This is a genomic window from Acinetobacter bereziniae LMG 1003 = CIP 70.12 (genome assembly GCF_000368925.1).
Taxonomy (GTDB): Bacteria; Pseudomonadota; Gammaproteobacteria; order Pseudomonadales; family Moraxellaceae; genus Acinetobacter; species Acinetobacter bereziniae.
Genome location: NZ_KB849756.1, coordinates 2,170,851 through 2,193,312, shown reverse-complemented (window position 1 = coordinate 2,193,312; position 22,462 = coordinate 2,170,851). Strand labels below are relative to the sequence as shown.

Sequence of the window (22,462 nt, the reverse complement as noted above, 5' to 3'; positions counted from 1 at the left end):
TGGTGGCAATGCTCAATGCTTTTGTTCTACTTTTATTGATTCTGTTGCATTCATTAGATCATCTGAAATAGCAATCTCTCGACCTGATAATCGGTCTTGCCATGTATTCAGCACCTCAGCAGGCGTAGGCTTGCTCATCAGGCTCACTACAACATAGGTCACCAAACTCGACAGCAGACCAAAATAAATTGGTTCATTGGCCAATATATTGGTAAAGATCATTGTCGCAAGTGTCACTACCGTACCTACAGCCATAGAAGCCAAGGCGCCAATCCCAGTCGCTCTTTGCCATATAAACCCACCAAGAATTGCAACGAGCAAACCACCCACAAGAATATCATAGGCAATGGTCAATGCAGTCACCACATCACTTACCATCATCGAAATAATAGTCGCAATCATGCCCAGTCCAATGATATATAACCGATTGGCGCGTATATCATGTTCAGGATTAACCCCGCTAGAATCACTTTTGCGACCCATCAAATGACCAAAAAATGGCATCACATCGGCTCTGGATACTGTGGCACAGGCAATTAAGGCGCCAGAAGCTGTAGACATCATCGCAGCGAGAGCTGCAGCAAGTACAATTCCCGATAACCCTACAGGCAATACCTTCTCAGCAACAGCTGCAAATACATCGCTCTTCGCAGAAATATCTGGCAACAAAACAGAAGCTGCAACCCCGATCAAAGCCCCAGCAACCCCATACAACAAGCAATAAATCCCCGCTATAGTACCACCCCAACGAGCGACTTTAGGTGACTGGGCTGTGAACACACGTTGCCAAATATCCTGACCAATTAACATACCAAACGAATAAATCACAAAATAAGTGATGATTGTGTCGATACCTATGGTACCCATATCAAAATGTGCCGCACCAGCTGTTGGACCTAGCTTTGCCATAATACCATCGTAACCCCCAGCCTGAGTCCAAGCAAATGGTAGCAATAAAACAAATATGCCAATCGTCTTAAGCACGAACTGCACCATGTCAGTTAATGTGATTGACCACATCCCGCCAATCGAAGAGTAAAGCATGACAATGACAGCACCGATCATCACAGAAATCCACTGTGGTGTACCGAATAACACATTAAAGATGGTTGCATATGCAATTGTTGAGGTGACTGTCAGCATTAGTGTGTATAACACCATCACAATACCAGATGCTGCAGTCCCATTAATGCCATAACGTAATTGTAGCATCTGGGCAACCGTAAACACGCGCAATCGTTGGATTGGGCTGGCAAAAAACAGGCTGAGCAAAATTATGCCAATAGCAATGGCGACCACGAGCCACATACCAGAAATACCAAACTTGTAACCAAGACCAACTCCACCAACGGTGGATGCACCGCCAAGTACGACCGCTGCCATAGTACCTGTATATAGCCCAAAACCAAGACGACGACCTGCGACCAAAAAATCACTACTGTTCTTGGTCCTTGCTTTTCCTAAAAAGCCAAATATCAGCATTACAACTAGATAAAAAACAACAATCGCAATATCAATACCCATAGAAATTTTCCTTTTCCTTTTTTTTATTCAAATATTTGCTGTAGATTTTCAACAGCAAGCATGACATAAGCCAGTTCAGTTTCTTTACTAAAAAAAGCTGAATGGGGTGTTACCACAATCCTTGGTTCATGCAGTACAGGGGCATCTGCTTCAGGAGGCTCTGGATCAACAACATCCAGAAATGCGCCACGCAGTCTTCCAGACTGAACAGCTGCAATGAGTGCTTGTGTATCCACCAATTCACCACGTGCAACATTGATGATCGACGCACCTTGAGGCATTAACTCAATCGTGCGCGTATTCACAAGATGATGATTCTCCAATGTAGCTGGCGCATGTAAGGTCAGCACATCTGCAATCTGAAAAAGATCATTGAGTGAATCAACACGTCCAACCGTTTTAGGCCATGCCTCAGTGGATATATATGGATCATAGGCAACAACACGTCCAAATAATGGCAGGGCAAGTGTGACCAATGCTCTAGCAATACGCCCCATACCGTAAACAGCAAGTGTGAGTTCACTGATTCGTGTAGGTGCTGGAATTTTTTTAAAATCCCAACACTTTGATGCCTCACGTGCAGCAGGAATTTCTCTCAACAACGTCAGTATGCCTGCCAATGCATGTGTTGCGACCTCCTCAGTGGCTGGACTAGGCAGTGAAAAAACAGCAATGCCCGCTGCTTTTGCAGCATGCATGTCAATTTGGTCTAGCCCTGTTGTGGTGGTCACAATTACTTTCAACAATGGGGCTGCTGCAATTACACTTGCATCAATACGGCAAAAACTGACAATCAGCCCTTCCAAATCAGCCAAGTGTGTAAGCAAACCTTCTCCTTCATGAAGCAAAATCGTGTCATGTCCAGCCGCATCCAACACAGCAATACCTGGGGTAAAGTCAAGTCCCCCTGTATCGGTAATAGCAATTCTTGCCATGTTCGATTAATCCTTATATGACGGATCTATACGATCTAGTTTACGTAACCACGCCTGCCAAACAATTTGACGCTCATGTTCTACACCTTGAAATTGCTGACTCACATGTTGACATAAAGCAGGTTCGACCTGTCGCACCTGCCCAAGTATTGCCAATTGACTTGCGGCCAATTGTATTTCACAAGCACGGTTCAGGTAGTACATGATCTGAAAAGCATCAGCAACGGTTGCTCCAACTGATAACAAACCGTGACTACGTAGAATTAATGCACTATTATTGCCTAGTGATGTCTGGAGGCGACTACGCTCATCTAGATTAAAAGCGACGCCTTCATAATCGTGATAACCAACCCGATTGTAATATTCAAGACTGATCTGATTGAGTGGCAACAACCCCTGTTCACTGGCAGCTACCGCCATACCTGCTAATGTATGCGTATGGATAACACAATGTGCATCTTCTCTTGCCATGTGTACGGCACTATGAATAGTAAATCCTGCTGGATTATATGGAGAGTGTCCTGATATGACTTTACCTTGTAAATCAACCACAATCAGATCACTGGCACACACCTCATCAAACATTAGACCAAATGGATTAATCAGAAAGCGTGGTTCCCCTTCACCAGGGAGGCGGGCTGAAAAATGAGTATATAAAGTGTCCTCCCAACCAAACATGGCAGCCAAACGATAGGCAGCAGCCAAATCACGCCGTAACGTGCTTTCATCATCAATGATTTTAGCTGGGTCACTGATCATTTTTATTCCTTCAATTTGTCTTTATTTTTCGAACACTAGAGCGCTTTTAAAAGTAGTTTTGTGGTCATTCAGGCTTTATGCAATACCTTATAAATCCAAGCTTATCCGTGCTCAAATTTTAACCAATGCAAGAGGTCTAATATAAATATCACCTCTAATGTAATAACTACTGTGCCGGTTATATTAAATCCAGCTCGCGCTCTACACGAATTTCCTGTTTCTACTATGTCGCGTAGATGAATGACAAACGAGAGCCAATTTGATAAAACTCAAAGGAGCCAATCAAATCACTTGCTGAAAAATAATTATTGGCTTGCTTAGTCTGCATATGACAGTATTTAAAGAAAAAAATAGAGCTTGAAAAATAAGACTAACATTGTTGATGCAGGTGACTGCAAAGATGTCATCTCAACATCTATCTGGTTGATTGAGACTTGGAAACCAATCAACTTTGACAATGAAATGTAGTCAAACAGATAAAATCTAAGACCTTAGATTTTATAGGTTATTCAGAACATTTTAGATGGACAGTTTTAGCCAAGTGTGATGGACGTTTTTCTATTCGAGTCGTTGTTGCTTAATTTGAAATTCATAAAAAATACTATTTTAAGCTGGAGAAAACGTATTGGAATTAAAAACGTACATGTCCTCGTAGACCCCCAAAAATTCATGATCGAGCTTTAATTGAGATAGTCTTGATTTAATCCAATAGAGAATCGTAGATAAGGGTTAAACGTAAGCGTTGGGAATATTAGTAGATTCTATGGTTTGCTTATTTCAAATATTCTTTCATCGCTTTATGAGAAATTAAACGTTTTGACGATATAACTTTATAAACCTTGAATAGAATCAATAAAAAAGCCCCAATCTTTCGATTAGAGCTTTTTGAATTTGGAGCGGGAAAGGAGACTCGAACTCCCGACCCCAACCTTGGCAAGGTTATGCTCTACCAACTGAGCTATTCCCGCATGCGGTGTATAATACATCAACAAATGATAGGGTCAAGATTTTTCTGCAAGGTTCACGGTTAATTGCATAAAATAAAGACATTTTTATGAAAAAAATTCAAAATTCAATTTAAAACATTCTAATCTGGTTGTAAAAGTCTAGCTTTAGTCACGGAGAAGTATCAAGAATCCGTTATACTATGGAATCTACCCGTTGGCATCTCTAAAAGGAAAGCGCATGAGTTTAGAACAGCAATTGATTGAACAGTTAAATCAACTTGAGCCATCTCATTTAGAAGTGATCAATGAGTCTTCAGGTCATGGTGGATATTTTCCGGGTAAAGAATCACATTTTAAAGTGGTGATCGTCAGTGAGCAATTTGCTGGGTTACGTTTGGTACAGCGTCATCAAAAGGTCTATGCAGTTGCTCAAGAACTCCTTAGCCCTGGAAAAATTCATGCTTTGGCGATTCATGCCTACATGCCAAGTGAATGGCAAGGTCAAGCACCTGCAAGCCCTGAATGTGCACATGCACCTAAGTCATAACACTTAGGACGATTTAAGATGGATATACATCTATTAGTTAAAATTATTCACATGAGCAGTGTGGTCTTACTCATACTGGTTTTTGTGTTACATGCAGTGACTTTATTTGTGGGTACGCAAGATCAACAGCCAAGTTCACAAGGGCGTGTTGTTTTGGTTGCCTTACAGCATCTTGCTTTGACGGTCATTGTGCTCACGGGTATCACTTTATTAATCATCAATGATTTCAAAGTACAGCCGTGGTTCTATGCCAAAGTCATGCTGTTTATTGTCTTTCTTTCCTCACAAATTAAAGCCTATAAAAAAGATGATTCGGTGCTTTTGGTTCAACGCCGTGCAGGTATGGTGATTGGAGCAGTAGCGTTGATTGCAACCTTAAGCTTGGTGATGATTAAACCAGTTTTTAGTTGATTGTTAGACATGAATTTCACACTTGGATAAGGTCTAGGTTAAACTGTATACACGTTTAAAAATAATGAGATATTGGGGATTGATATGTTGACTCGTGTGGTGTTTAACCAAAAGGGCGGTGTAGGGAAATCAAGTATTACCGTAAATCTCGCAGCCATTAGTGCCTATCAGGGTTTTAAAACACTGGTGATCGACTTAGATCCTCAAGCGAACTCAAGCCAATATTTGTTAGGCGACGATGCAACCTATTCTGCGGAAAAGACAGCTTTAGAACCCAATATTGAAAACTTCTTTAATGATGTGCTGGGGAATAATCAGCAAAAAGGTCTGATTGGTAATGCACTGGGCACACTTCTCAAAACAAAGAATAAGGGCTTTGAACAATACATTCATCGCTCACCCTTTAAAGATTTAGATGTATTGCCAGCGAGTCCGAGTTTGGGTGAATTAGAGCATGCTTTAGAATCAAAGCATAAGATTTATAAACTGCGTGATGCTATTCAAACTTTGTCTGATCAATATGAGCGTATTTATATTGATACACCTCCGGCATTTAACTTCTTTACCTTGTCTGCGTTGATTTCGGCAGATCGCGTATTGATTCCATTTGATTGTGATGTATTCTCAAAACGAGCATTACAAACTTTGATTGAAAATGTTATTGAAACACAAGATGACCATAATGATCGACTTGAAATTGAAGGTATTGTGGTGAATCAATATCAGGCACAAGCCAAATTACCGCGTGAAGTGGTCCAGCAACTCAAAGATGAAGGCTTGCCTGTTTTAGAAAATATGTTGCCACCATCCGTGTTAATGAAAGAGTCACATCATAAAAATCTACCATTAATTCATTTGGCTACAGATCATAAATTGACTCAAGCCTATCAATCATTGTTCAATGAGATTGATAAAAAATAATTTCGAGATTGTAATGAAATCATTGAAAATGACTTCTGCTAAATTAGCTGTTGTTGCCTTAACGACGGTACTTGTATCTGCATGTGCGACGACGGTGAAGCCGACCTATGTGTCACCAACGCAGTATCAATCCATGAACTGTATGCAACTGGCAACAGAATTTAACCGCATTCAACAATATATCAATAATGGCGTTCAACCAGCAAAACGCACAGGTGTTGGAGTTGGTTTAGGTGTTGGTGGTGGTTGGGGCAGCGGTGGCTGGGGTTGGGGAATTGGTCCAAGTATCTCGGTGAATTTAGGACAATCTTCAAACACTAAGAACACTGAACTATCTCGCCTCTATGGTGAGCAAGATGCGCTTTCACAAGCAGCTCAATTTAAAAACTGTCCTTATGTGCCTAAACGTCAGCAAGTAAAAAAATAAACACTTTAAACAGAAGCAACACAGCCGATTTTAAAATCGGCTGTGTTGTTATATGAATCTTTTGCGAGTCATTTATTCATTGTCTGGCAGTTTATGTTTGTTAAAAAACTTATGACGGATATAGCCAATGATGCCAGGGAGTACGCTTAAAATAATAATACCAAATACTAAATGGGTAAAATTATCTTTCACGATTGGCATATTACCAAATAAATAACCTAAAATAATAAAAGAACCCACCCAGCAAATTCCACCTACCGCATTATAAGTGAGAAAGTATTTATAATTCATACTTCCTGCACCTGCCACAAAGGGCGCAAATGTACGGGCAAAAGGAATAAAACGAGCAAAAATAATCGTTTTTCCACCATGCTTTTCGAAAAACTGTGAGGTTTTAAGCAAATGTTCTTTATTGATAAATTTTGAATCAATTTCGAAAACACGTGGACCAATATACTTGCCAATATGGTAATTTAAAGTATCACCAAGAACGGCGGCAATAAATAACAGTACAATTAAAACGGTTGGATCCATTGCACCTGTAGATGCAGCTAAAGCACCCGCTGCAAAGAGTAAGCTGTCCCCAGGTAAAAAGGGCATGACCACTAGACCTGTTTCAACGAAAATAATCAGGAATAAGATTCCATATACCCAAACACCGTAATTTTTAATAAATTCAAAAAGGTGCTCATCTATATGCAAAATAAAATCAATCAGATCCATAAGGCAAAAACTATGCGAATTGGTGCACAAATCCTAGCAGTGTGAGTTATGAAAGTCAGTATTAAAAAGTAAATATTTAAATTTATCATTGTTCTTAATTTGCAACGATAAGTTTAAAATTTAGGTATCGATCTGAAAATTTTTACTGACTAATATATATCCATCTTCAAAACGAAATACAAATTTAGGTGTTCTCATGTTTAATCCAAATGTTGTAGTTAAAAATATTGTAAATCAGCCAAGTACGAATGCATTCATTGCATTGGTTGCTCGAATCTTAATGGCTTATATTTTCCTTGTGGCAGGCTGGGGAAAAATCACAGCATATAGTGCAACAGTCGGTTATATGGAATCTATGGGTGTACCGGGTGCAATGTTGCCTTTAACAATTTTGGTTGAGTTTGGTGGTGGTTTAGCATTGTTATTTGGTTTCCAAGCACGATTTGCTGCATTTGGTTTAGGTTTTTTTAGTTTGATTACGGCTTTCTTGTTCCACGGTGGTGAAACAGATGCAATTAACTTTATGAAAAACTTTGCAATGGCGGGTGGTCTATTTTTCTTAATGCTTCATGGAGCAGGACGCTTCAGTATTGATCATGCCATTGAAAAATAAAACTGAACATACAAACAAGTCAGATCAATCTCTGGCTTTTTTGTGTTTTGATTTTGGTTTATTCAAACAGATGAATCGGTTTATGCTATGTCAAAGACCTTATTTAAGCTTGCACAATGAAAAAAGAAATCTTAGAAAGAATACAAGCACTTGGTGGTAATATTGATCAGATCAAAGGTGTATCGTGGATAGATGATTTATGCGCTATTCGTTTCAATAGCGTTTTATATGAACGACCTCAAGATACGCCTTGGGCAACAGCGGATGATCAAGAACCTATTTATGGTCTAGGTGAATATATAGATCAACATCAAGCCGAACTCGATAAAAATCCTGATGCGTTTTTCACTCAACTTATTCAAGAATATTATCAACTGACTGAAGAAGGATGAGGGCAAAGCTTTTGGCAACCCATACTCTTTACTCCTTATAAAGAAGGCACGGCTGATTTTAAAGAATGGAATGATGACTTTTTAGACGATGATGTTGATCTCAACGCAATCATCCAACTGACTCAAAATCCAAAACCTGAGCTTTTACAACTCTTTTACCGCTATGGTTTTCCTGATCATTTATATATTTGTGCCTCAGATCCCTGTCCTGAAAATCCGACCCTATTCGGCACAGATCATGAGGTTTTTTTTAGAGAAGTGACGAATGAAGGTTGTTTAGAAAGTTTTTTAAATCGATGTGTGACACCAACCGAATTGATCGAAATCATTAAACGGAAAATGAATCTATAAGTTGATTATTTAAAATGATTTTTTAGAAAGATTGCGAACTTGCTTGAATGGAGTGCGTACAGCTTATAAAAATGATAGAATACGGCGCTTATATTCGTTTGCCTGCATAGTTGTTGACTCATGACTACCAATACTCAAATTACTGAAGATCGTATCCTTATCTTGGATTTCGGTTCTCAATATAGCCAGCTTATTGCACGCCGTGTACGTGAAGCTGGTGTATATTCTGAAATGTATGCTTTTGATATGTCTGAAGAAGACATTCGTGCCTTTAATCCAAATGGTATCATCTTGTCGGGTGGTCCAGAGAGTGTGCATGAGGAAGGTAGTCCACGTGCGCCAAAATGTGTATTCGAATTAGGCGTACCAGTATTGGGTATTTGCTATGGTTTACAAACCATGTCTGAACAGCTTGGCGGTAAAGTAGAACCAGGTACAGTACATGAGTTTGGTTATGCTGCCGTTGATGTCTTGGTTCGTGACCAACTGCTTGGCGATTTAAACGATGGCGAAGACAAACTCAATGTTTGGATGAGCCATGGCGATAAAGTTTCAGCAATCCCTGAAGGCTTTAAAGTGACTGCAAGTACACCAAGTTGCCCGTTTGCAGCAGTGAGTGATGAAACTCGTCGTTTTTATGGTGTGCAATTCCACCCAGAAGTTACTCATACAGCTAAAGGTGCAGAGTTATTGTCTAACTTCGTACATGGAATCTGTGGTTGCCGTAATCTTTGGAACTCTGAAAATATCATCGACTTACGTGTTGAACAATTACGTGAGCAAATTGGTGATCAAAAAGTTCTTTTAGGTCTTTCTGGTGGTGTGGATTCTTCAGTTGTTGCTGCATTGCTTCATAAAGCAATTGGTGATCAATTGACATGTGTATTTGTTGACAACGGTTTACTTCGTTTAAACGAAGGTCAGCAAGTGATGGATATGTTCGCGAAAAACATGGGTATTCGTGTGATTCGTGCGGATGCTGAAAATCGCTTCTTATCTGCACTTGCAGGTGAAGTTGATCCAGAGAAAAAACGTAAAATTATTGGTCGTGAATTCATTGAAGTATTTGCAGAAGAAGCACGTAAACTTGATGGTGTAAACTTCCTTGCGCAAGGTACGATTTACCCTGACGTGATTGAGTCTGCGGCAACTAAAAATGGTAAGGCGCATGTGATTAAATCACACCATAATGTGGGTGGTTTACCTGAAGATTTGGCATTCGAGTTGGTTGAGCCAATTCGTGATTTGTTTAAAGATGAAGTGCGTCGTTTAGGGACAACTTTAGGCTTACCACATGAAATGCTGTATCGTCACCCATTCCCAGGTCCAGGTTTAGGTGTTCGTATTTTGGGTGAAGTGAAGAAAGAATATGCTGATATTCTTCGCCTTGCAGATGACATCTTTATGCAAGAGCTTCGTGCAAGTGGTTGGTATGATAAAACTGCGCAAGCTTTCGCTGTATTCCAACCTGTCAAATCAGTGGGTGTGGTGGGTGACGGTCGTCGTTATGCTTGGGTCATTGCGCTGCGTGCGGTTGAAACTGTTGACTTTATGACTGCTCGTTTTGCTCACTTGCCGTATGAGTTGGTGGATAAAATCTCGACACGTATCATGAATGAAATTAAAGATGTTTCTCGTGTGGTATATGACGTATCTTCTAAGCCACCAGCAACAATTGAATGGGAGTAATTCAGGGGTTTCAAGAAGCAACGCTTCTTGCCTGAATTACGCCAAGGGCTGTGCCCGCGGCAGCAGGAGCTTTCTAAAAGCAACGCTTCTTGCTGATTTTACGCCAAGAGCTGTGCCCGCGGCAGTAGGGGCTTTCTAAAAGCAACGCTTCTTGCTGATTTTACGCCAAGAGCTATGCTCACGGCAGCAGTAGTTTAGAAAAAATTAATGACTAAATTAAAGGACGCATAAGCGTCCTTTTTTAATGTATAGTTGAAAAATAGAATAATTAGAGATGCTTATGGATTTTTATCATTGGTTGATAGAAGAAAGAAGATTATCAACCGCAACTGCGTCCAAATATGTTTTGGTGATTCAAAATAGAATCGGTGAATGGCTTCCAAGTTATCAGTTGCCAAAAAATAGTATTGAGTTTGACGCTCTAAAAAAGATGATCTTCACACTAGATATTTATAAAGAGCGCAATCATGTTGGGAATAATATGTACTCTTCTGCGCTCAACCATTATGGAAATTATTTAAAAGAATTTGATATTCGAGATCGAAATATATTCACGGAAAATCAAAACTTTACCTCAGAAGCTGAAAGATTGGTGATGATACGTCTCACGCAATACAAGTTTCGAAAAAAATTATTTGATTTGCATCCCTACTGTGCTGTAACTGGCTACAAAAATCCGCAGTTATTGACAGCATCTCATATAAAACCCTGGGCAAAATCTGAGAATGAGGAAAGAAGTGATGAATATAATGGATTATTGCTCATCCCAAATTTTGACAGATTATTTGATCAAGGTTTAATTTCTTTTGATCAGAGCGGAAATACTTTATTGAGTTCTCAATTAACTGATGTCGATAAAGAATTTTTTAAAATACCATCAAAAGCATATTTTGAATTTCATTCGAATCATCAATATTATTTAGAATTTCATCGAGATACAATTTTTGGTAAATAATTTATGCTGCAAAATTAGCGACATTATAAATTGTTATAAAAAACAAAAAAAGCCAGTCAAGTGACTGGCTTTTAATGTCGTCTTAGATTTTAACTTAGAAACGGTATCCAGCACGAACGCCATAAGTGTTGTAGTCATCACCGAAACCAACACGACCTTCTAAGCTTACGTTTTGATTGAAGAATTTCTTCGCAGAAATACCCCATTCATCACGTTTCGTAAGATCATTGTTATAGTAATCAGCACCAACACTTAAAGTTTTATCTAAATATAAGTCACCACGTACTTTGTATTCGTCTAAATCACCGAATGCGCCATATGCTTCAAAGTTAGCATCATATTGACCCACTTTAGTTACATATTTAGCACGTACAGTTGGGTCTGCGCCGTCATCACCGTTTTTAACGTCGTAACCCGTTACACCCAACGCAAGTAATAAACCTGGTGCAGGTAAATAACCCACTTCAGCACCATAAGTTGTTACTTTATTGTCAATGTCTGTACGATCAACTTCATGCTCATCACGAGCGAGACGACCACTTACATAGAAATCAGAGTTTGGTACGAAGTATTCGATGCCAGCGCCATATTGACTGTCTTTAACACCACTATTTTTTGCATAATCAACATTGGCTTTTACATTGCTTGCACGATCTAAGAATGCAGCTTCATTCAACGGTGAGTTACGTGTTTGTACTGGTTTAAAGTAATAAGTACCATCTACACCGAAGTTATGAGTAGCATCAGAGTTGTCCCAATCATTATAAGTATAAGAACCACCTACTTCTGCTTGGTAAGCATGTGCAGTGCCAGTTAAAGCGGCTACGGAAAAGATTGCAGATGCAATTGCTAATTTTTTCATGGAATTTGCCCCCTATGAAGAAGAATTGATTTATACATGTTTAGTTACAATTTCGAGTCTAGGTGAAATTCAAAAATCGTCAACCATGCTATAGTAACGAGACTGTAACAATAGTGAGTATATGTAAATAATTAATATTAAATATATGATAAATATAATTTAAATATTGTGTTTTGTTTTATTAAAACTGTGTAGATAATGTGGATATTAGTAGGCTTTGGGTAAGTGATGGACATACTTTGTAATAAAAAAGGTATTTCATAAATGAAATACCTAGATTCTTTGTAACCCTTTGCCTTTAAAAACGGAAAGTTCCATTTAAGCTAAAAAGGTCCATTCCGCTACTCAAACCAACTTCTGCACCCACAGCAAAATTTGGATTAACAAAATATTTGCTTCGGAACCAAAGAAAATTATTATTGCTTTCGTCGTCGTCTTTTAAGCTATACCCACTACCAATACTGAAAGCATGTGTTAAATAATAATCTGCAGCAAAGATCACATTATTTTCATCACCAAATGTGCCATTTGCCTCAAGGTTTAGGTAGTTTCCATTCTGACCAATAGGTGTTACATATTTGATTCTCGCTGCAAAATCAGTTTGATCATCAGCATACTTATCTCCACGATAACCATCCACGCCTACAGCAACGAGCAAATTATTGATCGGCATATAACCTACCAATGCGCGATACATGGTCACGTTATAATCGTTTTTATAGTTTATAGAACCATAGTTTGAATCTAGATCACTTTTTATTTTGACTGCTGCTAAACCCATTTCGCCATTTAAATAAAATTGCTCGTGGAAAAACTCTAGACCACCTGTGAAATAGTGAACATCTTGTTTGTCTTTTGCTCGTGCAAGTTGATAAAAATTATCTGTTGCTAAAGGATCATAGGTCAAATAGTCCTGACTTTTGATGCTGTGATAGTTATAAGTCGCATAAGCATTACTATTGTGGTTCAAAAAAGCAGCTTCATTATATGGGTTGTTTTTGATTTGCACAGTATCAAATAAATATTTTCCTTTAATATCAATTTGATAATCTTTATCTATGTAGTTGTTATCATGATCAAGAGAGGTGACGGCTGCGTCCAATTGCACAATATAAGCGAAGCTAGAGCAAGCGACAGAGCTCATAGCGAAAAACATGAGTGATCGTTTCATAAATTTCCTAAGATATTTTTGTTGTGAAGTGTATTGATTACATAATAATAACATTGTTCACAAAAACTATACCTTGGTCAATTATTTAAGTTAAAAAAAAGCCATATCTCAACTTTTTGTACTCTGTGGTAGAATGCCTGCGAATTAAAAGACGTCAAATGTGAGATTAAAACTCGTGGAAATTAATCCTTATCTAGTTCAGCTAAAAGACTTAAATGACCGTGGTCTAACACTACGGGGGTATCTTTGACTACGATCTAAAGAAAGAGCGTTTAGAAGAGGTTCTCCGCGAGTTAGAAGATCCTGCGATCTGGAATGATCAAAGCCGTGCACAAGCTATGGCGAAAGAAAAAGGTGAGCTTGAAAACGTCATCAATGTGTTAGAAGGTTTGGCAACGCAGTTAGATGATGCCCAAGCTATGCTTGATCTAGCAGTTGAAGCAGATGATGAAAGCTTATTGGCTGATGTACAAGCTGAATTGAGCTCGGCTGAAGAAGAGTTGGCAAAACTTGAATTCCGTCGTATGTTTAGTAATCCAATGGATCCGAATCCTTGCTATGTAGAAATCCAAGCAGGTTCTGGTGGTACCGAAGCGCAAGATTGGGCTTCTATGCTGTTACGTATGTATATGCGTTGGATTGAACGTCATGGCTTTAAAGCAGAGTTGATGGAAGAATCTGATGGTGATGTTGCGGGTATCAAATCAGCAACAATCCGTGTAGAAGGTGAGTATGCATATGGTTGGTTACGTACCGAATCAGGTGTGCACCGTTTAGTCCGTAAGTCACCATTTGACTCTGGTAACCGCCGTCACACCTCATTCTCAGCGGTATTTGTTTCACCTGAAGTTGACGATAATATTGAAATTGATATTAATCCTGCTGACGTGCGTACAGATACCTACCGTGCATCAGGTGCGGGTGGTCAGCACATTAACAAAACAGACTCAGCCGTCCGTTTAACTCATGCACCAACAGGAATTGTGGTGGCTTGTCAGAACCAACGTTCACAACATGCCAACCGTGACCATGCTTGGAAACAATTACGTGCCAAATTATACGAATTGGAAATGAGTAAACGTAATGAGGCAGCTCAAGCGCTTGAAGATTCCAAATCGGATATCGGTTGGGGAAGTCAGATTCGTTCATATGTATTGGATGATTCTCGTATTAAAGACTTACGTACAGGCGTAGAAAACTCAAATACCGGTGCAGTATTGGATGGTGATCTGGATAAATTTATTGAAGCCAGTTTAAAACAAGGTCTTTAATTTAAAATTTTAACAAAAGCAAAGCTTTATCTGTGTTTTTGCAATATATCCAAAAAAATCGATATTAAAATCGAAAAAATGCGATATATTAAATGCAAAGATGCTGAATGGAGCTTTGCTCTGAATTGAATGTGTCTAAGATGGATATTGATTTAATTTCTAAAGCATTGGCGAATCCGACTCGACGTCAGATTTTGGAGTGGCTTAAAAACCCACAACAATATTTGTCTGAAGAGCAGTGCGGTGGCTTTGGGCGTGGTGTGTGTGCAGGGAATATCGAAAGACTCGGTAATGTCTCTCAATCTACCATGTCAAATCATTTGTCTGTTTTACAACAGTCAGGATTAATTCAGGCAGAAAAATATGGTCAGTGGTCATACTTTTCACGCAATGAAGCGCTCATTCAGCAATATATTGATTATCTACAAAACTCGCTTTAAGGTCTCAAATTCGGGACAGCGAGTGATGAGGCAAATATGGCTGAACTCAATTCTCCCCTTGTACTTGGCGATTTACATCTCAAAAATCGTGTGGTGATGGCTCCATTAACGCGTAGCCGTGCCACCGCTGATCGTGTACCTACAGCAATGATGGTTGAATACTATGCACAACGTGCTAGTGCAGGTTTAATCATTTCTGAAGCTACTGTCATTTCAGAAGAAGCCAATGGCTATCTCAATACCCCTGGATTATTTACTGAAGCACAGGTAGCAGGATGGAAACCTGTGACTCAAGCAGTGCATGATCGAGGTGGGTTAATTGTGGCGCAGTTATGGCATGTTGGTCGTGTTTCACATCCAGATTTACTCAATGGTGAAACCCCTGTATCTGCGAGTTCGATTCAGCAAGCAGGTCAGGTCAGTCTACTACGTCCTAAACGTGACTATGTGATTCCACGTACTTTAGAAATTTCTGAAATTCACAGCATTACGGAACAATATAAACAAGCTGCAATCAAAGCCAAACAAGCAGGTTTTGATGGTGTGGAATTACATGCAGCCAATGGTTATTTGATCGATCAATTCTTACAAAGTTCAACCAATCACCGAGAGGATGAATATGGTGGTTCGGTAGAAAATCGCGCCCGCTTTTTACTCGAAGTAGTAGACGCTTTAATCGAAGTATGGGGCGCAGGTCGTGTTGGTGTGCATCTCGCACCGCGTGGCGATGAACATGATATGGGTGATGCTGATCCACGTGAAACTTTTGGTTATGCACTTGAGCAACTTGGTCAGCGTAAAATTGCATTTTTCTTTACCCGTGAGTATTTGGCTGAAGACAGTATCAGTCAATATATGAAGCAGCGTTCAGGTGGCGTACCGTATATTGCCAATATGCGTTTAAGTCGTGAAGATGCGATTCAATTACTAGCATCTGGTCAGGCAGATGCTGTGTCATTTGGTAAGGCGTATATTGCCAACCCTGATTTGTTTGAGCGCCTGGTTCAGGATGCACCTTTGAATGAATTGGTGTTTGAAAATATGATTGGTTCGCAAACAGCAGAAGGCTATATTGATTATCCAGCTTTAGCTTAATCACATTGTTGTTTTATAAGCTAAAACGATTTTTTACTAGAGCGTATGTAGCTGGCTTCATGTAGCTAAAATATGCAAAGCTTTGTATCATAGGATCTCGTTCATATCGCAATCGCAAAAGATCAGATTGGGTTGTAGTATAAATATCTATGCTTCAACCCATAAAATTTCGATCAGATTTCATTTCTGATTAGCTAAACAAAGCATGCTTTTGTACTAATGGATTAGATGTCTTGGCTTTAGCAAAAAGTTTTTCAGTGCCGTGACAACAAATCATTCAATATTATTCATTAACAACTGAATAATGCTCTGTTATATTTGCCCATTGATTTGTATAGAGGCATTCTGTTTGGCTACTCCTTTCTGGTATAACGCAGCACTTGCAATCGTCAAACCTTTGTATCGTTGGCGAATTAAAAAACGTGCACAAAATATGGCGGAATACCAACAAGAATGTCTCGAACGTTTTGGTCCATTTGAAGTAGTCAAGAATCAACATACGATTTGGTTTCACTGTGTCTCTGTAGGTGAAACCAATGCAGCACAACCGTTAATTGAGCATTATCTAAAGGCAGGTCATGCTGTTTTAGTGACCAATACAACAAAAACAGGACAAGCGCGCTCAAAATCATTATTTTTAAAAGCACCGTATCAGTCGCTTTTTCAAGCGGTATATTTACCTGCGGATCAGAAGCATCTGATTACTGATTTTTATCAAAAATACCAGCCAAAACTGCTGATTTTAGTTGAAACAGAACTTTGGCCTAATCTGATTGATCAAAGCCAACAATTTAAAGTACCGTGCATTTTGGTCAATGCCAGACTTTCAGAAAAGTCAGCCAAAGGTTATGCCAAAGCACCCAGTCTGACTTTACCGATGCTACAAAAACTGGATTATTTATTGGCACAGGATCGGGCAACTCAACAGCGTTTTGTTGATTTAGGTATTCAGCAAGTTAAAACAGAAGTGGTTGGAAGCATTAAATTCGATATTTCTGCACCAGTGCAATTTTTACAGCAGGCTGAGCAGCTTCAACATGATTGGCATTTGAGTAATAGAAAAATTATAACTATTGCCAGTACGCATGCGCCTGAAGAAGAAAAACTACTGATGGCATTTAAGCCATACTTAGAACGTTATCCAGACTGGGTATTGATCGTTGTACCCCGTCATCCCGAACGCTTTGATGATGTTTTTTCGACAGCGCAAAACTTAGATTTAATCACTCACCGTCGTAGTTTAGAACAGACAATCCAAACGGATACGCAAGTTTATTTAGCCGATAGCATGGGCGAAATGTGGTTGTGGTATGCCTTGAGCCAAGCGTGTTTTGTTGGTGGCTCATTAAATGAACCGGGGGGTGGTCATAATATTTTGGAACCAATGGTTTTAGATGTTCCTACTGTGATTGGACCACGTTATTTTAATTTTCAGGCGATCGTAGATGAGTTTTTACAAGCGAATGCTGTAAAGGTTGGACAAACAGTCGATGAGGTTGTTGCGCTATTGGTTCGCTGCTTGGAAGATCAGGATTTTGCCCAACTGTTGAGTCAGCATGCGGTTGAAGTATTGAACCGTAATAAAGGTTCTTTACAGAAACATATTGCCGTGATTGATCGCTATCTATAATTCGATATTGTTGTGAAATCCGCTGTTGTAAAAGCTGCAATGCATCAAGCCAAATGAACCAGACTTTATTATGAACATTGTTCTTCTCGACCCTCGTCAAACGCAGTCCGATATTTGGAAAATTAGTTCCAATCGACAACTTGAACATTTACATCGCCATCTCGCAGTCAAGGTTGGTGATACATTGAAAGTAGGTGTTCGAGATGGAGATCGCTATTTAACGGAAATCATTGCTGTTTCTGAACAAGAGATTTTAATTAGACCGATTCAAAAAGAAGTCATTCCTGCAAAATTACCCATGACTTTGATTGTCGCTCTACCACGTCCGAAAGTATTGCGGCGTTTGATCATGGATGCAGTCACAATGGGCGTGCAGCAAATGATACTTATACATAGTTATCGCGTCGATAAAAGCTATTGGCAAACGCCTTTTTTACAACAACTTGAACACTACATAACGTTGGGGTTGGAGCAAGCTGGGGATACCATTGCCCCAAAAATAGAATTATATAAACGCTTTAAGCCCTTTGTGGAAGATGTTTTACCACAGTTGATTCACGCACACAGCCCAGCTTATGTGGCACATCCTTATATCGAACAGCAGATGCCTTTTGCGATTGAACATGCATGTACTGTAATTATTGGTCCAGAGGGCGGTTTTATTCCCTATGAAATTGATTTACTCATTAAAAACGGCTGCCAAGCTGTCAGCTTAGGCAACCGTATTCTACGTACTGAAACTGCGATTCCTTATGTCATTGGACGCTTATTTAGCACGAGCTGATTCAAGATCGTCGCTAGATGGATCACCACGATATACTTTGACTTCCTGAACTGGGTAAGGGATGGAAATATTATTTTCTGCAAAGGCTTCAAGTACATTTTCTTGAATTTGACTGATCGATGCAGCAGTGACAACTTGAGTGGTATCTACCCACCAACGAACGGTTAAATTGACTGAGAAATCAGCTAAAGCAGATACATTAACTGTAAAGCCCGGTTGGCTCAGGATACGCTGATCTTTATCCAGTAATTTAAGGATAATATCCTTCGCCTTTTGTACATCATCTTCATAGCCAATACCGACTACAAATTCACAGCGACGACGCTGATAAGCCGTATTGACCGTGACTGCGCTGGTATAAACCGTTGCGTTTGGAATCACAATACGGCGACCGTCTGGTGAACGTAAAAAGGTCGCACGGATTTGAATATCTTCAACCGTACCCTCCATGTTATTCACGATGATGTCATCGCCAATTTTGAACGGTTCACCTAAAAGAATTAAAATACCTGAAAGTAGATTTTGGAAAATATCTTTAAAGGCAAAACCAATCGCAACCGAACCAATCCCCAAGGCACTCATCAATTGACCGGGCGTAAAACCTGGAATTGCGATGACCATGGCAATTAAAAAACCAAAAAATATAATCGCTGTACTGCCTACACGGTTCAATACTAAAACTAAATTTTGGCGTGTATAGGTACGATTTTCGAGTGTTCGACGAACAAAGAATTTAAACAGCTTAGACAATAACCAAAAAATGGTGATGACAATCAACGCAATACATAAATAAGGCATACGCTCCCAAAAACCATCTACAAATTTATCAATGGTTGTGTATGCATCTTTATATTTTTCGGTATGTTGAATTACCGTTTGCGCAGTTTTTTCACCTGCAGAACTAATCAATTGAGTCGTGTCTTGCGCAACGGTACTCAATGCATTTGCATCTTCAGCCACAATGATGTCCAATAAAATAATTGGCATATTTTGCCTGAAATTTTAAAGAAGTTAAGCCTTGATTACAGTTTTTCGTATAACCGAAAAATAAAATAATATTGATGAGAATTTTACCAGCATTGATAAAGTTGATTGCAAAGTCAATCCGCTTTAAAAATATTCAGTACTCTTTTGAATGATCGTAGTGGGACTGCCAATTTCTCCTGTACCTACCATAAAAGACACGATACTGGTGGATGCAAATAATCCAATCACAAAACTAATGATCATCAACCAAGCGAGTAATTTTTCAATGAATGCAGATGGGCGGGGATGACCGAAACGGTTGGCTTTGCTGCAACCACGTGCAAAGAGCAAATAAAATGCCATAAAAAACTGTATGATTGGAATCAAACACAGCACTATCCACCAACCTGATTTATTGCGATCATGAAGTCGACGAATCACCACCACGAACATGAAATATAAATATGTGCAGCTCAATAAGATATAACTCATTTGACTGAGTGTAGAAAGAGAATGGATGGCATTTTGGCTGAAATGCATTGAATCCAAATTCAAAATTCCCAGCATCACACTTAGACTCAACAGTGCAAAAGTAAAAAACAGCTGTAAGATCCCGAACCAAGCAATATAACTCAAACGATTAAAACGACCGTGTATCGATAGTGGATGATCAGTTTGTGGTATGACCTGTTTTGAGAAAAATGAAGAGGATTGTTGTGTTTGCATGATGATTGTGTCCAGTTGAAGAAATTCAGTAAGGAAATGTTTTTTTCTGAAAAAAACCATATGCACTTATCACCACAAATTATAAGATCAAAAAAGCGACATAGATATTGAAAATTCGAATGTTTTGGCAAATGACTTAACATTTTCCGATGGTTAAAGTGACCCCTGTGTCTACGACCAAAGCACAATTGTTAATCAAAATGCGCTATCGTAATACTGAACACATGCAGCAAATAAAATCAATAACGTAGGCATACATCTCGTGATGAGATGACAGATCAAGGAAGCAGAATATGAACGAAATATATCCAGTTCCAGAACAATTTGTAAAAACCGCAAGAACCAATGAACAAGAGTATTTTGACCGTTATCAACAGTCAGTGGAGCATCCAGACGAGTTTTGGGCAGAAGCAGCAAAAAAACTGGATTGGATCAAACCATTTACTCAAGTTAAAAATACCAATTTTGACAAAGATCATTTTAAGATTGAATGGTTTGCGGATGGTGAATTGAATGTCAGTGCCAACTGTTTAGATCGTCACCTCAAAGAGCATCCACTTAAACCTGCAATCATCTGGGAAGGTGATCATCCATCACGACATAAAATTATTTCTTTTGAAGAGCTGCATGATGAAGTCTGTCGTTTTGCCAATGTATTGAAAAAAAATGGGATAACCAAAGGTGATCGGGTCATTTTGTATATGCCGATGATTCCCGAAGCTGCAATCGCGATGTTGGCATGTGCACGTATAGGGGCGGTGCATTGTGTGGTTTTTGGAGGATTCTCTCCTGACTCTCTTGCCAGCCGAATTGATGACAGTCAAGCCAAATTAGTCATTACCGCTGATCAGGGAATGCGTGGCGGAAAAACTATTCCATTGAAAGAAAATGTGGATGCTGCCTTGACTTTTGCGGGGACCAGTTCTGTTGAAAAAATGATTGTCGTCCATCGTACTGGGCACCCTATTCAGATGAAAGAGGGACGTGATTTGTGGTATCACATGGAAATTATGACGGTGACAGACATCTGCCCGCCAGAAGCCATGAACGCCGAAGATCCTTTATTTATCTTATATACTTCAGGTTCCACAGGAAAACCGAAAGGTGTTTTACATACTACAGGGGGTTACCTGACTTATGTGAATTCAACCTTTAGAGAAGTATTTGATATTAAGCAAGATGATGTGTTCTGGTGTACTGCTGATGTCGGATGGATTACAGGTCATTCTTATGTGCTTTATGGACCACTCTCTAACGGTACTACCACAGTAATGTCTGAGGGAATTCCACAATATCCAACTTGGGCACGTACTGGACATATAGTCGATAAGCATAATATTACGATTCTCTATACCGCACCGACAGCAATTCGCGCCATGATGCGTGAGGGTGATGCATTCGTTCGTGAGAGTGACCGCAGTAGTTTGCGTTTATTGGGCTCAGTAGGTGAACCAATAAATCCTGAAGCTTGGAATTGGTATTATACCGTAGTGGGTGAAAGCCGTTGTCCGATTGTCGATACATGGTGGCAAACCGAAACAGGCGGAATTTTAATTTCACCATTGCCAGGCGCAACTGCACTAAAACCAGGTTCTGCAACACGTCCTTTATTTGGAATACAACCTGCGCTGGTTGATGCAGAAGGTCAGGAACTGCAAGGAGCGGCTGAAGGGAACTTGATTATCAAAGGTTCTTGGCCGGGGCAAATGCGCACCATTTGGGGAGATCCTGAGCGATTTATTGAAGCCTATTTCTCAACCTATCCTGGAAGTTATTTCACAGGTGATGGTGCACGACGGGATAAAGATGGTTATTACTGGATTACTGGGCGCGTCGATGATGTATTGAATGTTTCAGGTCATCGTTTAGGTACGGCTGAAATTGAAAGTGCGTTGGTAGCGCATGAAAAAGTTGCTGAATCTGCCGTAGTGGGTATGCCTCATGAGATCAAGGGGCAAGGAATTGCAGCTTACGTCACCTTACAAGCGGGCGAGGCTGAAACAGAAGAATTGCGTAAAGAACTGGTCAATTGGGTTCGTAAAGTATTGGGACCTGTCGCAACACCAGATGCCATTTATTGGGCACCGGCTTTACCAAAGACCCGTTCAGGTAAGATTATGCGTCGGATTTTAAGAAAAATTGCTGCCAATGAATTAGACAGTTTAGGCGATACTTCGACTTTGGCGGATCCAAGTGTAGTGGATCAATTGATTACAGAAGTCAAAGCTCACACTTGATCAAGCTCGCGAGTAGCTTTTGGTTAGGCTAAAGTTTGATACCGTCAGCTCAATACTGGCGGTATTTTTTAAGTGTTATTTTCAAA

At 39.6% G+C, this 22,462-nt stretch carries 22 protein-coding genes and 1 tRNA gene; 14 read left to right on the top strand and 9 right to left on the bottom strand.

Annotated elements, in window-relative coordinates; all coding sequences use genetic code 11:
* Positions 1–12: 12 nt before the first annotated feature.
* The 4 genes from F938_RS20095 to F938_RS20080 form a co-directional block, all read right to left on the bottom strand.
* Entirely contained in the window at positions 13–1,524 is a 1,512-nt protein-coding gene (locus tag F938_RS20095; RefSeq protein ID WP_005034665.1) for a sodium:solute symporter family protein, read from the bottom strand.
* 23 nt (positions 1,525–1,547) lie between these two features.
* The gene (locus tag F938_RS20090; protein ID WP_005034662.1) at positions 1,548–2,459 is read right to left on the bottom strand and encodes a C-terminal binding protein; all 912 of its coding nucleotides are present in this window, start codon (positions 2,457–2,459) and stop codon (positions 1,548–1,550) included.
* Positions 2,460–2,465: 6 nt separating this feature from the next.
* Positions 2,466–3,218 (bottom strand): class II aldolase/adducin family protein, encoded by a 753-nt coding sequence (locus F938_RS20085; RefSeq protein WP_005034660.1) that lies wholly within the window; start codon positions 3,216–3,218, stop codon positions 2,466–2,468.
* Between the two features lie 892 nt (positions 3,219–4,110).
* A tRNA-Gly gene (locus tag F938_RS20080) sits at positions 4,111–4,186 on the bottom strand.
* 217 nt (positions 4,187–4,403) lie between these two features.
* Here F938_RS20080 and F938_RS20075 point away from each other — a divergent pair.
* The 4 genes from F938_RS20075 (at position 4,404) to F938_RS20060 (ending at position 6,471) form a co-directional block, all read left to right on the top strand.
* The gene (locus F938_RS20075; RefSeq protein WP_005034659.1) at positions 4,404–4,712 is read left to right on the top strand and encodes a BolA family protein; all 309 of its coding nucleotides are present in this window, start codon (positions 4,404–4,406) and stop codon (positions 4,710–4,712) included.
* Between the two features lie 18 nt (positions 4,713–4,730).
* Entirely contained in the window at positions 4,731–5,123 is a 393-nt protein-coding gene (locus tag F938_RS20070) for a SirB2 family protein (RefSeq protein ID WP_005034657.1), read from the top strand.
* An 84-nt stretch (positions 5,124–5,207) separates the two neighbouring features.
* Positions 5,208–6,044, top strand: coding sequence for a ParA family protein (locus F938_RS20065; RefSeq protein WP_005034655.1), 837 nt, complete (start codon positions 5,208–5,210; stop codon positions 6,042–6,044).
* Positions 6,045–6,057: 13 nt separating this feature from the next.
* Complete coding sequence (locus F938_RS20060; protein WP_005034652.1) at positions 6,058–6,471, top strand: hypothetical protein; 414 nt, start codon at positions 6,058–6,060, stop codon at positions 6,469–6,471.
* Between the two features lie 72 nt (positions 6,472–6,543).
* Here F938_RS20060 and F938_RS20055 read toward each other — a convergent pair whose 3' ends face one another.
* Positions 6,544–7,194, bottom strand: a complete 651-nt coding sequence (locus F938_RS20055) for a DedA family protein (protein WP_004832063.1) — start codon at positions 7,192–7,194, stop codon at positions 6,544–6,546.
* A gap of 196 nt (positions 7,195–7,390) precedes the next feature.
* On the opposite strand from F938_RS20055, the gene F938_RS20050 reads away from it, so the two are divergent.
* From F938_RS20050 to F938_RS20035, 4 genes are all read left to right on the top strand, one after another.
* Positions 7,391–7,807 (top strand): DoxX family protein, encoded by a 417-nt coding sequence (locus tag F938_RS20050; RefSeq protein WP_004832061.1) that lies wholly within the window; start codon positions 7,391–7,393, stop codon positions 7,805–7,807.
* A 116-nt stretch (positions 7,808–7,923) separates the two neighbouring features.
* Positions 7,924–8,199, top strand: a complete 276-nt coding sequence (locus tag F938_RS24825; protein ID WP_005034650.1) for a hypothetical protein — start codon at positions 7,924–7,926, stop codon at positions 8,197–8,199.
* Positions 8,200–8,670: 471 nt separating this feature from the next.
* On the top strand, positions 8,671–10,239 hold the full coding sequence (gene guaA, locus F938_RS20040) for a glutamine-hydrolyzing GMP synthase (RefSeq protein ID WP_004832057.1): 1,569 nt from the start codon (positions 8,671–8,673) through the stop codon (positions 10,237–10,239).
* Positions 10,240–10,519: 280 nt separating this feature from the next.
* Positions 10,520–11,194 (top strand): HNH endonuclease, encoded by a 675-nt coding sequence (locus F938_RS20035; protein WP_005034648.1) that lies wholly within the window; start codon positions 10,520–10,522, stop codon positions 11,192–11,194.
* Between the two features lie 94 nt (positions 11,195–11,288).
* On the opposite strand, the gene F938_RS20030 is transcribed toward F938_RS20035, so the two are convergent.
* Together F938_RS20030 and F938_RS20025 are read right to left on the bottom strand one after the other, a co-directional pair.
* Entirely contained in the window at positions 11,289–12,056 is a 768-nt protein-coding gene (locus F938_RS20030) for a putative porin (RefSeq protein ID WP_004832053.1), read from the bottom strand.
* Positions 12,057–12,354: 298 nt separating this feature from the next.
* Positions 12,355–13,227, bottom strand: a complete 873-nt coding sequence (locus F938_RS20025) for a hypothetical protein (protein ID WP_005034646.1) — start codon at positions 13,225–13,227, stop codon at positions 12,355–12,357.
* Positions 13,228–13,402: 175 nt separating this feature from the next.
* Here F938_RS20025 and prfB point away from each other — a divergent pair.
* The 5 genes from prfB (at position 13,403) to F938_RS20000 (ending at position 18,447) form a co-directional block, all read left to right on the top strand.
* A protein-coding gene (gene prfB / locus F938_RS20020) for a peptide chain release factor 2 (protein ID WP_100250478.1) occupies positions 13,403–14,498 on the top strand; the annotation gives its coding sequence in 2 pieces (ribosomal slippage) (positions 13,403–13,474 and positions 13,476–14,498; 1,095 coding nt in all).
* Between the two features lie 140 nt (positions 14,499–14,638).
* Complete coding sequence (locus F938_RS20015) at positions 14,639–14,938, top strand: ArsR/SmtB family transcription factor (protein WP_009585144.1); 300 nt, start codon at positions 14,639–14,641, stop codon at positions 14,936–14,938.
* A gap of 36 nt (positions 14,939–14,974) precedes the next feature.
* Complete coding sequence (locus F938_RS20010; RefSeq protein WP_005034642.1) at positions 14,975–16,033, top strand: alkene reductase; 1,059 nt, start codon at positions 14,975–14,977, stop codon at positions 16,031–16,033.
* A 349-nt stretch (positions 16,034–16,382) separates the two neighbouring features.
* The gene (locus tag F938_RS20005; RefSeq protein ID WP_010590811.1) at positions 16,383–17,663 is read left to right on the top strand and encodes a 3-deoxy-D-manno-octulosonic acid transferase; all 1,281 of its coding nucleotides are present in this window, start codon (positions 16,383–16,385) and stop codon (positions 17,661–17,663) included.
* Positions 17,664–17,733: 70 nt separating this feature from the next.
* On the top strand, positions 17,734–18,447 hold the full coding sequence (locus tag F938_RS20000; protein ID WP_005034639.1) for a 16S rRNA (uracil(1498)-N(3))-methyltransferase: 714 nt from the start codon (positions 17,734–17,736) through the stop codon (positions 18,445–18,447).
* On the opposite strand, the gene F938_RS19995 is transcribed toward F938_RS20000, so the two are convergent.
* On the bottom strand, positions 18,430–19,434 hold the full coding sequence (locus F938_RS19995; protein ID WP_005034636.1) for a mechanosensitive ion channel family protein: 1,005 nt from the start codon (positions 19,432–19,434) through the stop codon (positions 18,430–18,432). The two genes, F938_RS20000 and F938_RS19995, sit on opposite strands and share 18 nt — an antisense overlap.
* A gap of 123 nt (positions 19,435–19,557) precedes the next feature.
* A complete protein-coding gene (locus F938_RS19990) occupies positions 19,558–20,139 on the bottom strand; it encodes a DUF805 domain-containing protein (protein ID WP_005034635.1) in 582 nt (193 codons plus the stop codon).
* Positions 20,140–20,432: 293 nt separating this feature from the next.
* Between F938_RS19990 and acs the strand changes: the two genes are divergently transcribed.
* Positions 20,433–22,376, top strand: coding sequence for an acetate--CoA ligase (gene acs / locus F938_RS19985; RefSeq protein WP_005034634.1), 1,944 nt, complete (start codon positions 20,433–20,435; stop codon positions 22,374–22,376).
* The last annotated feature ends 86 nt before the right edge of the window (positions 22,377–22,462 follow it).